Raw genomic sequence first — 14,031 nt, forward strand, 5'->3', positions numbered from 1 at the left:
GTTCCGCCCCCGCCGCCCGATGCCGCCAGGGACCACCACGAGAGCCGCTCACCCGTCGCCCCTGACGCCCACCGCACGGGCCGGCCGCCTGCCGGGCACGAGGGCCACCGCCCGGGTCCGGTGCGGGCGCGGGCCGGGCCGGGCCGGCGGCGGTGGTGGCCGTGGGCGGTCGGCGCGGCCGTGCTGGTGACCGCCGTCACCGCCGCCGTCGCCGTGCCCGGCCTGGGGCGGGTGAGCTGGCCGTACGAGGCGGGCTTCGGGGAGTCGTGGGCGGTCGGCCCATCGGACGGCGGCAACGCCCGGCTGGCGGGAGCGGCGTACGAGCTGACCGTGAAACCGTCCTGGCGGTTGTGGAAGTCGGCGCCCCGGCGGGAGCCGGACAGCGGCGTGATCATCAGCGCGAAGGCCACGCTGGAGGAGGGCGACGGGGAGTACGGTGTGTGGTGCCGTGGCTCGGCCCGGTCAGGAGACCGTTACGAGTTCGCGGTGAGCGGCACGGGCAGGGTCACGATCGTCAAGCGCCGCACGGGCACGCGGGGTGAGATCCTGTTCGGCCCGGCGGAAGCGGAGAAGGCGGCCGGCAACCGCATCGTGGCGGAGTGCGGTCAGAGCGAGGGCAAGGTGACGCTGCGCATGTGGCTCAACGAACGCCTGGTCGCGCAGGTGTCCGACACCGGCGATCCCTACGGTCCCGGCGAGGCCGGCGTGCACGCGGCCTCCGCCGCCGCCGAGTCCGCCCGCGTGCGCTTCGACTCCTTCGCGCTCAGGCCCGTGGGCGAGTGATGCGGGAAAGCGCGTGAACGTGCGGTTCGGTGTGCTCGGGCCGCTGCGGGCCGGGAGCGGGCAGGCGCCGGGCCCGGCCAAACACCGCGCGTTGCTGGCCGCGCTGCTGCTTCAGGCCCGGGAGCAGGTGCCGGTCGAACGGCTGATGTCGGTGATCTGGGACGACCGGCCGCCCGCGTCGGCGGAGTCGGTGCTCAGGGTGTACGTCAGCGCGTTGCGCAAACTGGTCGGCGGCATCCGTACGGTGCCGGGCGGTTACCTGCTCGACGTGGAGCCGGACGACGTCGACTGCCACCGGTTCGAGCGGCTGGTCGCCGAGGCGAGGCGGCGGCGGGACGAAGGGCGGGTCGCGGAGGCGGCCGAGACGTTCAGGGCGGCTCTGGGGTTGTGGCGGGGGCAGGCGCTGGCCGACGTCGAGTCGTCCGTGTTGCGCAGGTCGTACGCCGTGCCGCTGGAGGAACTGCGCCTGACCGCGGTCGAGGAGCGGGTGCGGCTGGACCTGAGCCTGGGCAGGGGCGCCGAGGTGGTCGGGGAGTTGCGGGCGCTGACGGGCGCCCATCCGCTGCGGGAGCGGGCCTGGGTGTGTCTCATCGAGGCGCTGCACCAGGCGGGCCGCCGTTCGGAGGCGCTCGGGGCCTACCAGGACGCGCGGCGCACGCTGGTCGAGGAGCTGGGGCTGGAGCCGGGCGCTGAGCTGGCCGAGGCGCACCGGCGGGTGTTGTCGGACGAGCACCCGCGGGCCACCGGCCGGCGGAGCGGCGAGGACGCGGCGCCGGTCAACGAGCTGCCGCCCGACATTTCCGATTTCGCCGGACGCCGCCAGGTGCTCGACTGGATCGGCACGGAGGCTCGCGAGCACGCCGCCGCCCCCGTGCACCTGGTACTGCACGGCCCGCCCGGCTGCGGCAAGTCGGCCGTCGCCGTGCACGCCGCCGCCGGGATCGAGCGTTCCGGCGGTCGCCTCTACGCCGCGCTCGGCGCCAGGCCGCCCGGTGCCGTGCTGGAGGATCTGCTGCGCTCGCTGGGCTGCCCCGACGGCGCGGTCCCGCCGGGGCTGGACGAGCGCGTCCGGCTCTACCGCAGCATGACGGCGAACAGGACGCTGCTCGTGCTGCTCGACGACGCCGCCGACGAGGCCCAGGTGCGCCCGCTGCTGCCGACCGGTCCGGGCAGCCTCACGCTCGTGACGAGCCGGTCCCCGCTGGCCGGGCTGGAGGCCGCGCGGGCGTACGAACTGGGGGTGCTCGACGACGACGAGGCCGTGGCCATGCTCGGCGGCGTGACGGGGCACGACCGGGTACGCGCCGAGCCGGACGCGGCCCTGCGCATCGTCCGCCTTTGCGGGGGTCTGCCCCTGGCCCTGCGCATCGCCGGGTCCCGGCTGGCCAGGAAGCCCGGCTGGACGCTCGACCACCTCGCGGGCCGGCTGGGCGACGAACGGCGCAGGCTCGACGAGCTGAGCGCGGGCGACCTGGCCGTACGTGGCAGCCTCGCGCTCGGCTACCGCGGCCTGCCCGATCCCGAGCGGCGGCTGCTGCGCGAGCTCGGTTCCCTGTCCGCGCCCGACTTCGCGTCGTGGGTCCTGGGGGCGGACCTGGAACCGCTGGCGGAGGCCGGGCTGTTGCAGTCGCGCGGCCTGGACGAGGCGGGGCAGGAACGGTACGGCTGGCACGACCTGACCCGGCTCTACGCCGCCGAGCGGCTCGCGGAGGAGGGCGGCGGCGCCCGTACGGTGCTGGAGGCCAGGGCGGCGACCGTCCTGGAGCGGACGAGGCAGGCCAGGGCCGCCCTCCTGCCCGCGGAGCCCGGCACCGGCCGCACGGAGATCCACCCGCCCGGCCGGACCGGCGCCCCACCGGAGGCGGCCGACTGGGACCCGGGTTTCACCCGCTGGCACCTGACCGGTCCCGCCGCACCCGGCCCGGCCCTGACCGGAGGGAGCGGCATGGGACCGCAGACCGGGTGGGCGCGGTGGGAGGCGCGGTGGCTGGCCGCCGAACGCCGGTTCCTGGTGGCCGCCGTCGACGACTTCTACCGGTCCGGCCTGTACGAGGCCGCATGGCGGCTGGCCTTCTACCTGACCCCGCTGTTCGAGCTGGGCGCGCACCACGACGACTGGCACGCCACGACGGCGACCGGCCTCGACGCGGCCAGGGCGGCGGGTCACCGGCAGGGCGAGGCGCTGCTGCTGCGCGGCCTGGCCGATCTGCACAGGGCGGAGGGGCGCACCGAGGCGGCCGCGGCGGCGTTGCGGGCGGCGCAGCCGCTGGTCGAAGGGCTCGAACTGGCCCGGATCACGCTGCGGCTCGGCCTGGTCCAGACGCGCGCGGACGAGGCGGAACGGGCCTTCACCCGCGCGCTGCACGTCTTCGAGGAGGCCGGCGACCGGCGTGGCAGGGCCGACGCCTTACGCGCTCTCGGCGCTCTGCGCATGGACGCGGGCCCGCTGGAGACGAGCCTGGCCGCGTACCGGGAGCTGGGTGACCCGCTGGGCGAGGCGGGGGTGCTGCTCGTGCTCGCCGAGCTCGCGAGGACGGAGGGGGTTCCCGCCGAGGCGGCGGCCTCGGCGGGGTCGGCGCTGAAGACCTTCACCTCGTACGGGAACCGCCGGGGCGCCGCCCAGGCCCTGATGGTGCTGGCACGGGCGATGATCGACCTGGACGATCTCGATGGGGCACTTGAGGCCCTTATGAGTGCTATGGAAGAGTTTGACGGCCTCGGTGATGTTCAGGGCACGGCCGAGGCGCAGCGGCTCGCACAGGAAACACGCAGGCGACGCGGACTATGCACATCCTGAAGGTCGCTTTCCTACGGTGAGGGTCACATCCCCGAAGATGAAGGTGATCACGACATGCGTAAGACGTTCGCGTTGACCGTCGCGGCCGTCGCGCTGGCGGGCTGCGGAGTGCTGCCCGGCCAGTCGGGCGGCGGCGGCGAGGAGCGGCAGTCGCAGGCCGCCGTCCCGGACACTCCGGCGTCCTCGCCCGCCCAGGACTCGCCCGCCCAGGACCAGCCCGCGCAGGAGCAGCAGCAGAGCCCTTCGGCGGGGCAGAGCGCGCCCCCGCAGAGCACGAAGGCGATCTCGACCCTGGAGGCGAACGTCGGCGCCGGCGACATGCACGGCAAGGCCAGGGCCGACATCACCGCGCTCAAGCGCCAGGGCAGGACGGTCAGCCTGAACTGGACGGTCACCACCCTCGACGGCAAGGTCAACCTGCACAACGGCATGAGCGGGAGCCCGCTCGACTACACGGTGTCGGCCGTCTCCCTGATCGACCCGGTCAACGCCAAGCGCTACCGGGTGGCCCGCAACGGCACGGGCGAGGACGCCGAGTGTGTGTGCTCGGGCACCCAGGGCCAGTTCCTGGAGAAGGGCGACTCGTCCACGTTGTACGCGGTCTTCGCCGCTCCGCCCGCCGACGTCACGAAGATCAACGTTGAGATGCCGATGTTCGGCGTGTTCACCGATGTTCCGATCTCTTAGCCTCGCGCTGTTTCTCGTGGTGTCGCCGGCTCCCAGCGCGCCTCCGGACGCGACCGGGCCGGTCGAGGACCTGGTGCTGCCCGTGGAGGACGTCATCGGTGAGATCGAGTCGCTCGACGGTACCCAGAGCGAGCGCAAGCAGGGCCGCGAGGTGACGGTCGCGCTCACCAGCGACGTGCTGTTCGAGCTGGACAAGTGGAAGCTGACCGGCAAGGCGGAGCAGCGGCTCAAGGAGGTGGCCGGGAAGATCGGCGAGGAGGGCGCGGGCGGCGTCGTCAAGATCGAGGGGCACACGGACGACCAGGGGAGCGACTCCTACAACGCCACGCTCTCGGAGCGCCGGGCGCGGGCCGTGCAGGCGGCCATGCGTGGGATGCTGACCGGCGGCGGCGTGACACTCCAGGCGAAGGGGTACGGCGAGAGCCGCCCCAAGCTGCCCAACGTGGTGGACGGCAAGCCCATGGAGAAGAACCGGGCCAAGAACCGCCGCGTCGAGATCATCTTCACCGCCAAGCAGGGATGATCCCCGGGCTCAGTCGCCCGGGAGTTCCCCCAGCGTCACGGTGACCGTCTCCCGCTTCCCGCTCGCGCGGATGACCCCCACGCGTACCTTGTCGCCGGGTTTGAGCGCCGTGATGGCCTCGGCCAGTTCGGCCATGGTCGGCGTCTCCTTGTCGTTGACCGAGACGATCACGTCGCCCGCCCGGATGCCGGCCTTCTCGGCGCCTCCGCCGCGCTCGACCCTGGCCACGCCCACGCCGGAGGGCTGCCCGTCGTCGCCGATGACCGTGCTGCCCCTGATGCCCAGCGCGGCCCGGTGGGTGTTGGTGACCTTGCCGTCCTTGACGATCTGGGCGGCGATGTCGGTGGCGGTGTTGCTGGGGATCGCGAAGCCGATGCCGGGAGCCGCACCCCCGCCCAGGTCGGGGTCCGTGGCGGCGAGCGTCGGGATGCCGATCACCTGACCCGACAGGTCCACGAGCGCGCCACCGCTGTTGCCGGGGTTGATCGCGGCCGACGTCTGTACGGCTCCGGCGATCGTGGCGCCGGGCGAGCCGGCGGACTGCGGTTCGGAGACCGTACGGCCGAGTGCCGAGACGATGCCGTTCGTCACGCTGCCCGAGAAGCCCAGCGGGTTGCCCATGGCGAGGACGATCTGGCCGACCCGCAGCTTCGACGAGTCGCCGAACGTCGCGGGCCGCAGGCCGTCAGGCCGGTCCACCTTGATCACCGCGAGGTCTCCGGCGGGGAACGACTCGACCAGCTTGGCCGGGCGCGGCGGGCCGCCGGTGGCGAGGGTGACCTCCATCTCCTCCGCCTGGCCGACCACGTGCGCGTTGGTGACGATGTGCCCGGCCTTGTCGAACACGACGCCGGAGCCCAGGCCCACCTTCGTGGTGATCTGCACGATGGACGGCAGGACGTTCGTGATGACCCGTTCGTACGCCGCCTCGAGTTGGAGCGGCGACGTCGTGGGAGAGGCCGTCGGGGAGGCGGTGTCCGTCCCGGTCGGCGTGGTGGTGCCCGTACCCGTCGGCGTGGCGGCACCCGGTGGCGACGGGGCTGACCCGCAACCTGCGAGCAACACGGCGGTGGCCGCCAGTGCTGCGACGAACTCCCTCATACAGGGCTTTGTGCCCAGCTCATCTGGAAAGATACGCTTCCCGGACGTTACGCCTGCTCAGCTTGCCTGTCGGCGTACGCGGCAACGACGCGCGATACTCGATCACCCGCGGATGCTTCATCCGGGCCAGCCGCGGTTCGCAGTGGCGCAGCAACTCGGCGGTGAGCCCCGGGCCGCCGGAGACGCCCGCCGCGGGCTGCACGAGCGCCACGACCCGCTGCCCCCACTCGGCGTCGGGCACGCCGATCACCGCGACGTCCGCCACGGAGGGGTGTTCCAGCAGCGCCGCCTCGATCTCGGCCGGATAGACGTTGACCCCGCCGGAGATGATCAGGTCGGTCCGCCGGTCCAGCAGGAACAGGTAACCCTCGTCGTCGAGATAGCCGATGTCGCCCGGCGTGTACGCCCGTCCGCGCATGGCCGCCGCCGTCTTGCCGGGGTCGCGGTGGTACTCGAACCGGTTGATGCCCTCGACGTACACCTGGCCCGGCGAGCCCGGCGGCACCTCCTCGCCGTCCTCGCCGACGATCGTGAACGCCATCCCGTCCAGCGCCCTGCCGACCGTGCCGGGCCTGGCCAGCCACTCCTGCGAGGACACCATGGTCACCACGGCCGCCTCGGTGGAGCCGTAGTACTCCCACAACACCGGCCCCAGCCAGTCGATCATCGCCTTCTTGACGGCCGGCGGGCAGGGCGCGGCGCCGTGGTAGAGGTGGATGAGGGACGACAGGTCGTACGTCTCCCGATCGGGCACCGCGAGCAGCCGGTGGAACATGGTGGGCACCATGAAGGCGTTCGTCACCCGGTGCCGCTCGATCAGCCGCAGCGCGCCGGCCGCGTCGAACCGTTCCGGCGCCACGATCGTGTGCCCGAACTGCAGCGCCATCATCGCCTGCCCGTACGGCGCCGAGTGGTAGAGCTGCGAGCACACCAGGTGCACCCCGCCCATCGGCAGCCCGAAGTGCCGCCAGCTCTTGCGCATCAGGATCGGGTACAGCTCCTCGGGCGTCAGGTCGAGCAGCCGCCGCCGCACGCCCTTGGGCCGGCCCGTGGTGCCCGAGGTGTAGAGCATCATCGACCCGGCGCGGCGGTGCTCGGGGGCGTCGGCGGGCCGTCCGGCCACCAGCTCGCCGACCGTGAGCGCGCCCGGCCCGACCACCACGGTGGCGCCGCAGTCGGTCACGACGTAGTCGATCTCCTCGGCCGTGAAGTGCCAGTTGACCGGCACCAGGTACGCGCCGATCTGGTACGTCGCCAGCATCATGGTCACGGCGTCGAGCCCGTTCTTCAGCACGGTGACCACGCAGTCACCCGGCCCGGTGCCGTGCGCGATCAGTCCGTTGGAGGCCCGGTTCACCCGGTCGAGCAGAGCGCCGTAGGAAACCTGGTCGTCGCCGAGCAGGGCGGCGCGTTCAGGATCGTTGGCCGCGATCTCGTAGAAACCCCTCATAGTCGCCGACCTTACAGAATAAGATTCTGCAAGGGGAATAGAGGATTTATGCCTCGCCGGCGTGACGTAATCTCATGGCCATGGCGGACGTCGGCGACCAGAGACCTGAGCATGATCCACCCACCACTCCGTTCCGCAAGATCGTCCTGCCCGCCGAGGAGACGGTCCAGATCGCCCGGCCGCCGGTTCAGGGGGCGTCCACCCCGGTGAAACCCGCTGGTCAACCCGCTCAGCAGCCTCCGGCCCGGCCCGGAGGCCGGCCGCCGGGGCAGTCCGGCAACCCGCCGCAGAACCAGCCGCCGGGCCGTACGGGGAACCAGCCCCCGAACCCGGGGAACCAGCCGCCGGGCACCGGGAGCCAGCCCTCGAACCCGGGGAACCAGCCGCCGGGCACCGGGAACCAGCCCCCGAACCCGGGAAACCAGCCGCCGAACCTGGGAGGCCGGCCTCAAGCCGCCGGACCGCCGCATACCGGGAACCAGCATTCCGGGGTGGGGAACCCCGCTCAGGGCGGCAACCAGCCGCCGCACCGGTTTCCGCAGCAGCCCCCGAACCAGCCCCCGAACCAGCCCCCGGGCCGGCCGGCGCCCGCGCAGCCGTACATGCAGCCGCAGGCGCATCCGGTGCCGCAGCGTACGTCCAAGCCGAAGTCCCGCGGGCTCGGCGACATCCCGATCAAGGTGGTCTACCTGGCCGGGGCCAGTCTCGCGACCGTGCTCGCCGTGCTGCTGGTCTTCGTGGTCTTCTCCGGTGACGTGCCCGCCAACCAGGAGCAGCCCGAGGACGTGGTCGCCGTCGCTCCCGTGCCGAGTACGGCCACCCCGTCGGCGAGCCCCAGCCCGACGGCCACCGAGAGCCCGATCGTGTTGCCGCCGGTGCCGGAGAGCAAGAAGTTCCCGGCGTTGTCCGGCAAGGCGGCCAAGGTCACGGGCACCATCACCGACAAGAACACCGGCATCAAATACCCGCGTCTGGGGTCACCGTGGAAGGCCAGGGACTTCCCGCCGTTCTCGGTCGCGCAGCGGATCGGCAAGGTGGCCATCCCGCAGACGGTGATCGCCTCGGCGAAATACCCCGGTGACGCGCCGGACAAGAAGCCGTCGTCCAACGCCGACTACCGGGCGATCGCCACGGAGGCGGCCCGGTGGACCATCCGCACGCAGTACCCCAAGGGCGCCACGCTCGCGTGGACGGCCTCGCAGAAGCTCCCGGTCGGCAAGGGGTGGACGCTCGGCTACAAGGTGACCTACACCTACGACGGCAAGGCGCAGGTCGCCCAGGCCATGGTGACGGTGGTCGAGGTGGGCAGGACGAAGCCGACGCTGTTCATGGCCTCCATCCCCGAGACGAACAAGGAACGCTGGCGTGACCTGAGCACCATCGTGAAGCAGCTTCGCCCGCTCTAGGCCCAGAAGCATCCTCTAGAATATGGTTCTGGCATGGTGCCGGACCTGGCTGGAGGATGAGCATGGCGATCGGGTTGAGCGAGGAGCACGGGGCGCTCCGCGAGTCGGTGAGCGGCTGGGCGGAGCGGAACATCCCGGCGGAGCTGCTGCGCGCCGAGGTGGACGGCCGCCCGCCGTTCTGGCCGGGCCTGGCCGAGCAGGGGCTGCTCGGCCTGCACCTGCCCGAGGAGTCGGGCGGGTCCGGCTACGGGCTGCTGGAGGCCGCCGTGGCCGTGGAGGCGCTGGCCGAGCGGATGGCGCCGGGGCCGTACGTGCCGACCGTGCTGGCCGGCGCGGTCATCGACGTCTCCAAGCGGCACGACCTGCTGGAGGGCCTCGCCGACGGCACGCTCACCGGCGCGGTCGCCCTGACCGGCGCGCTGAGCGGCGTCCGTGACGACGACGGCTCCCTGGTCGTCTCCGGCACGGCCGAGCCCGTGCTCGGCGGTTCGCTGGCGGACCTGCTGGTGCTGCCGGTGAGCACGTCGCAGGGCGAGGAGTGGGTGGTGGCCGACGCCTCCGCCGTCACGGTCACCGCGCTCCCGTCGCTCGACCTGACCAGGCCCGTCGCCAGGGTGGAGCTCGCGGGCGTGGCGCTGCCCGCGGAGCGGGTGCTCGACGGCGTCGAGAGCTCCGACGTACGCAACCTGGCGGCCATCGTGCTGGGCGCGGAGGCCGCGGGGCTGGCCTCGTGGTGCGTCACGGCCGCCGCCGAATACGCCAAGGTACGTGTGCAGTTCGGCCGCCCGATCGGCCAGTTCCAGGGCATCAAGCACAAGCTGTCCCGCATGCTGGTGGCGCTGGAGCAGGCCCGCGCCACCGTCTGGGACGCCACCAGGGCGGCGGAGCGGCGCTCCGGCCCCGAGGAGCAGGTGGAGGCTCCGCGGAGCGCGACCGCCGGCGCGGCCAAGGAGCTGGACCTCGCCGCCGCCGTCGCGGGGGTGATGGCGCCCGACGCGGCCGTCCAGTGCGCGAAGGACGCGATCCAGACGTTCGGCGGCATCGGTTACACCTTCGAGCACGACGTACACCTCTACTACCGCCGCGCGCTCACCCTGCGGGCGCTGCTCGGCCCGTCGTCCGAGTGGGCCGCCACGGTCGCCGCGCTCGCCCTGCAGGGCGTCTCCCGCTCGATGGAGATCGACCTGCCGGAGGACGCGGCCGAGCTGCGCGAGTCGATCCGCGCGGAGATCGCCGAGATCGCCCGGCTGGAGGGCCAGGAGCAGAAGCGGGCGCTCGCCTCGCGCGGCTTCGTCATGTCCCATCTGCCGAAGCCGTGGGGCCGCGACGCCAAGCCGCTGGAGCAGGTGCTGATCGCGCAGGAGCTCAGGGCCGCGAAGGTGCGCCTGCCCCAGATGATCATCGGTGCGTGGGTGGTGCCGTCCATCGCCACGTACGGAACCCAGGAGCAGCAGGAACGGTTCCTGCCCAAGACGCTCAGCGGCGAGATGATCTGGTGCCAGCTGTTCTCCGAGCCGGGCGCGGGCTCCGACCTGGCCTCGCTGCAGATGAAGGCGGAGCGGGTCGAGGGCGGCTGGAAGCTCAACGGCCAGAAGATCTGGACCTCGGTCGCCCACGTGGCCGAGTGGGGCATCTGCATCGCCCGTAACTCCAGCGAGGGTTCCAAGCACGAGGGCATCACGTACTTCCTGGTCGACATGAAGGCGCCCGGGGTCACGGTCAGGCCGCTGACGGAGATGACCGGCGAGAACCTGTTCAACGAGGTCTTCCTCGACGACGTGTTCGTCCCTGACGACCTGGTCGTGGGCGAGGTCGGCGAGGGGTGGAAGGTCGCCCGCAACACGCTGTCCAACGAGCGGGTCTCGTTGTCGTCCGGCTCGGGCGGCACCGGCTCGTCCGTGTCCGACCTGCTCGGCCTGGCGGGGCGGCTCGGCCGGGAGCCGTCGCCCGTGGAGGCGCAGCGGGTGGCCGGGGTGGTCTGCGAGAGTCACTCGATCAACGCGCTCTCGCTGCGGGTCACGCTCAAGCAACTGGCCGGCTCCGAGCCGGGCGCGGACGCCTCCGTACGCAAGCTGCTGTCGACCTCCCACGCCCAGCACGTCTCCGAGACCGCCGTGGAACTGCTCGGCACGGCCGCGGTCACGGCCGCCGACATGAAGCTCGGCGACGCCGGCTACTGGAACCGGGCGGTGCTCGCCACCCGCGCCATGACCATCTACGGCGGCACCACCGAGGTGCAGCTCAACATCATCGGCGAGCGCATGCTGGGCCTGCCGAGGGACCCCGAGCCCGGTAAGTGACCCGCGCGGCCTGAGCCGCCCGCTCGCCGGGCGGCTCAGGCCGGCTCAGCGCGTCACCGGGTCCGGCGGTATCGCCGCGGCGTCCTCCGCGGGGACGGGGACGCCGATCCGGATCTCGCCGACGCAGGCCGTCCGCCCGTCCAGCGTGCGCAGGCGCACCTCGCCGCCGCCGCCCCGGACGGGAGCGAAGGTCCAGCCGAACCCGCTGCCGGCGCGGACCGCGGCCGTGCCGTCGCCGAGCCGCACCGACAGCTCGGTGGGCTTCGGGTTGAGGTAGCCGACCTGCACCGTCCACTCCCCGGCTGCCACCGGCGCGGGAAGGCGCAGGCGCGTCTCCTTGCCCGAGATCCGCGTGCAGCCGTCACGCTGGGGGATCGTGACACCGCTGATGACCACCGGCCGCAACCGGCCCTGGCCGTCGAAGGCCAGGGGCTTGGGCACCGGGCCGGTCAGCCGCCGGGTCCAGGTGACCGGCTGCGCCGCCAGCGGGCCGAGGAGCTTGGAGACGCGGGCGTAGTCGTAGAAGAACATCGCGTGGGCGACCTTGCCCGGGACGTGGGCGTCGAGGATGACCGAGCCGGACGGCACCCGCTTGAGCGCCAGCCTGGCCGTCTCGACGTAGCTCCTGACCTGCTCGCCCAGCGGCAGCCGGGCGTACGCGGCGGCGGACCAGAGCGAACCCGCCGCCATCAGCGCCCCGAGCGGGATCCAGGCGTGCCGGAGCCTCGGCGGCGGGCGCGACCAGGGGCGCTCCTCGCCGCGCAGCGGCAGGAAGGCCAGCCCGATCACGAGGGCGACCACGCTCGCCGTCGAGGAGACGTACCTCAGCTCAAGGCCGCCGAGATCGGGCCCGAGCTGGACGATCCGCCCGATCGCGACAGGCACCACGTCGGCCAGCAGGAAATACGCCAGCAGCGTCAGCCAGGCCAGCCAGGCCGTCCGCCGGTAACGCACCGACGCCGCGACCACCGCCGCCGCGACGGCGAGCCCGGCCCAGACCAGCGGCTGCGGGGTGGCGGCGATGGCGTAGTCGTCGCCGATCGGCTGCCACGCCCACGGCCCGCCCAGCGCCGTGGACACCAGGGAGGTCAGCAACTGCCAGGTGAAGCCGGCGGCCGTCGCCGGGTCGGGCAGCGCCGGCCGTACCGCGTCGTTGGTGAGCGTCACCGAGGCGGAGAGCCGCTGGAAGAAGACCACGGCGTAGACCGCGATCACGGTGAGGTAGAGCAGCCACGCCGGCCTGCGGTCCGCGCGCGGGAACCAGCCGAGCGTCAGCACGAAGGCCAGCAGCAGGATGAACGGCGCCTTGACGAAGAACGCCATGGCCAGCACGGTCCACGCCGCGGCGGCCACGGCGTGCCGGAAACGCCCGCTGCGCACGTAGAGGACGTGCGAGCCGAGCGCCATCGGCAACGCGACCTGGAACGGCAGGGTCTCCACCACCACCGCCCACCACGACAGAGCGGAGAGCGTCATCGGCGTCAGCAGGTAGAACGCCAGCGGCACCAGGATGGCCGGGCGAGCCCCGAACAGCAGGTGCAGCAGCCGCAGCAGCGCGAGCCCGGCGGCGGCCAGCAGCCCCATCGTGACGGCGTGGGCGAGCAGGTCGTTGTAGACGCCGAGCCGGCCCATCACCCAGTGGATCGCGAACGGCCCGGGCATCAGGTGCCCGAAGTCGACGCGCATCAGGTAGTCCCACGACAGGCCCTGTTCGAGACCGCGGGCGATGAAGTGGAAGTCGTCCTGACGGAAGTACGTCCGGCGTACCACGGCGAACTTCACGATGAGCTGAACGGCGATCATGGCGATCCCCGCGGCCAGCACGGCGTCCTCGCGTCCGGTGGGGCGGGCCCGCGCCGTAGTCCCGATCGTCGTCACCCCGTCCTCCTGCTCGGAAGGGTAACGAGGTGGATGATGTTGTGGAATGCCCGTTGTGCGGTTGTGATGTCATATCGGGATGCCTTGCACCCTTCGCGCCGGTCCGGTCGCCGTGCTGCTCGGGCTCGCCCTGGGATGCCTGGCTCTCGGTCCCGCGCTGGGCCCGGGGTTCGTGCTGGTCCAGGACATGGTGTTCGTGCCGGATCCGGTGTTCACCCGCTTCACCTTCGGGCTCGCCGGGAGCGCGCCCCGGGTGGTGCCGAGCGACGCGGTGGTCACGGCGCTGTCCTGGGTGCTGCCGGCCGACGTGGTGCAGAAGGCGATCCTGCTGGGCGTGTTCGTGCTCGGGTGCTCGGGCGCGGCGCTGCTCGTGCCGTCGGAACGGCTCGTGCCCCGGCTGGTCGCCGGGACGTTCTACGTGTGGAATCCGTACGTGGCCGAGCGGCTGCTGATGGGGCAGTGGGCGCTGCTGCTCGGGTACGCGGCGCTGCCGTGGGTGGTGCGGGCGGCCGGCTCGGCCCGCCGGTCGGCGGTCGCGATGGCGCCCGCGGCGGCCGGAGGGTTCGCGGCCATGACGATCACCGCGCTGACGGCGCTCGCGACGGCCGCGTTCCCGGAGGGCCGCGCACCCTGGAGAGCGCGGATGGCTCAGGTCGTGCGGGTGGCGGCGGTGCCGGCCGGGTTCAGCCTGCCCTGGCTGGTGCCCACGCTGCTGCGGCCAGGGGTGCTGACCGGTGACGCGATCGGGGTGGAGGCGTTCGCCGCCCGTGCGGACGGGCCGTTCGGCGCGGTGGGGAGCCTGCTGTCGCTGGGCGGGATCTGGAACGCGCAGGCCGTCCCGGTGGGATACGACACGGTCGTGGGCGCAGTAGGCAGGCTGGTGCTCTGCCTGGCCGGGATCGCCGGGTTCGCGGTGGCGCGCGGGCTGCCGTACCGGCGGGGGCTGGCGGTGGCGGCGGCGGCCGGCTTCGGCATCGCCTGCCTGGGCGTGACCGCGGCCGGCCGGGCGGCCCTCGGCGGGCTGGTCGAGGCGTGGGGCGGGTTCGCGGTGTTCAGGGACGCCCAGCAGTTCGTCGCGCCGTTGGCCCTCCTGGCCGCCGTCGGGC

11 protein-coding genes are annotated in these 14,031 nt (G+C 72.9%); 7 read left to right on the forward strand and 4 right to left on the reverse strand.

What is annotated here, in order from left to right:
- From E1295_RS49450 to E1295_RS43140, 4 genes are all read left to right on the forward strand, one after another.
- On the forward strand, window positions 1–783 hold a 783-nt coding region (locus E1295_RS49450; RefSeq protein ID WP_220449178.1), incomplete at its 5' end, for a hypothetical protein.
- A 13-nt stretch (window positions 784–796) separates the two neighbouring features.
- A complete protein-coding gene (locus tag E1295_RS43130) occupies window positions 797–3,580 on the forward strand; it encodes an AfsR/SARP family transcriptional regulator (RefSeq protein ID WP_132640338.1) in 2,784 nt (927 codons plus the stop codon).
- A 54-nt stretch (window positions 3,581–3,634) separates the two neighbouring features.
- Entirely contained in the window at window positions 3,635–4,267 is a 633-nt protein-coding gene (locus tag E1295_RS43135; RefSeq protein ID WP_132640340.1) for a hypothetical protein, read from the forward strand.
- Window positions 4,251–4,790, forward strand: a complete 540-nt coding sequence (locus E1295_RS43140; RefSeq protein ID WP_132640342.1) for an OmpA family protein — start codon at window positions 4,251–4,253, stop codon at window positions 4,788–4,790. Before E1295_RS43135 ends, E1295_RS43140 begins: the two co-directional genes overlap by 17 nt.
- A 9-nt stretch (window positions 4,791–4,799) precedes the next feature.
- Here the strand turns inward: E1295_RS43140 and E1295_RS43145 are convergent, their stop codons facing one another.
- The 3 genes from E1295_RS43145 to E1295_RS49455 all read right to left on the reverse strand — a co-directional run bounded on the left by E1295_RS43145 (window position 4,800) and on the right by E1295_RS49455 (window position 7,735).
- Window positions 4,800–5,891 carry a S1C family serine protease gene (locus tag E1295_RS43145; protein ID WP_132640344.1) on the reverse strand — a complete coding sequence of 364 codons (1,092 nt, stop codon included), beginning with the start codon at window positions 5,889–5,891 and terminating at the stop codon, window positions 4,800–4,802.
- A 19-nt stretch (window positions 5,892–5,910) separates the two neighbouring features.
- Window positions 5,911–7,341, reverse strand: a complete 1,431-nt coding sequence (locus tag E1295_RS43150; protein WP_132640346.1) for an AMP-binding protein — start codon at window positions 7,339–7,341, stop codon at window positions 5,911–5,913.
- A 229-nt stretch (window positions 7,342–7,570) separates the two neighbouring features.
- Complete coding sequence (locus tag E1295_RS49455) at window positions 7,571–7,735, reverse strand: hypothetical protein (protein WP_166427696.1); 165 nt, start codon at window positions 7,733–7,735, stop codon at window positions 7,571–7,573.
- 97 nt (window positions 7,736–7,832) lie between these two features.
- Between E1295_RS49455 and E1295_RS43155 the strand changes: the two genes are divergently transcribed.
- Together E1295_RS43155 and E1295_RS43160 are read left to right on the forward strand one after the other, a co-directional pair.
- On the forward strand, window positions 7,833–8,747 hold the full coding sequence (locus tag E1295_RS43155) for a hypothetical protein (RefSeq protein ID WP_132640348.1): 915 nt from the start codon (window positions 7,833–7,835) through the stop codon (window positions 8,745–8,747).
- A 62-nt stretch (window positions 8,748–8,809) separates the two neighbouring features.
- On the forward strand, window positions 8,810–11,047 hold the full coding sequence (locus E1295_RS43160; protein ID WP_132640350.1) for an acyl-CoA dehydrogenase family protein: 2,238 nt from the start codon (window positions 8,810–8,812) through the stop codon (window positions 11,045–11,047).
- 45 nt (window positions 11,048–11,092) lie between these two features.
- On the opposite strand, the gene E1295_RS43165 is transcribed toward E1295_RS43160, so the two are convergent.
- Window positions 11,093–12,925: a hypothetical protein gene (locus E1295_RS43165; protein ID WP_132640352.1), complete on the reverse strand. Its 1,833-nt coding sequence runs from the start codon at window positions 12,923–12,925 to the stop codon at window positions 11,093–11,095.
- A 79-nt stretch (window positions 12,926–13,004) separates the two neighbouring features.
- Between E1295_RS43165 and E1295_RS43170 the strand changes: the two genes are divergently transcribed.
- Window positions 13,005–14,031, forward strand: a 1,027-nt coding sequence (locus E1295_RS43170) for an MmpA family trehalose lipid delivery protein (RefSeq protein WP_484214006.1), incomplete at its 3' end; no start/stop codon positions are given.

The sequence above is a fragment of the Nonomuraea mesophila genome, from assembly GCF_004352805.1.
In the GTDB taxonomy this organism is placed as follows: Bacteria; Actinomycetota; Actinomycetes; order Streptosporangiales; family Streptosporangiaceae; genus Nonomuraea; species Nonomuraea longispora.

Coding starts and splice junctions, on each gene's coding strand:
- E1295_RS43135 (WP_132640340.1), top strand. CDS start 3,635: ATGCGTAAGACGTTCGCGTTGACCGTCGCGGCCGTCGCGCTGGCGGGC.
- E1295_RS43145 (WP_132640344.1), bottom strand. CDS start 5,891: ATGAGGGAGTTCGTCGCAGCACTGGCGGCCACCGCCGTGTTGCTCGCA.
- E1295_RS43140 (WP_132640342.1), top strand. CDS start 4,251: ATGTTCCGATCTCTTAGCCTCGCGCTGTTTCTCGTGGTGTCGCCGGCT.
- E1295_RS43160 (WP_132640350.1), top strand. CDS start 8,810: ATGGCGATCGGGTTGAGCGAGGAGCACGGGGCGCTCCGCGAGTCGGTG.
- E1295_RS43150 (WP_132640346.1), bottom strand. CDS start 7,341: ATGAGGGGTTTCTACGAGATCGCGGCCAACGATCCTGAACGCGCCGCC.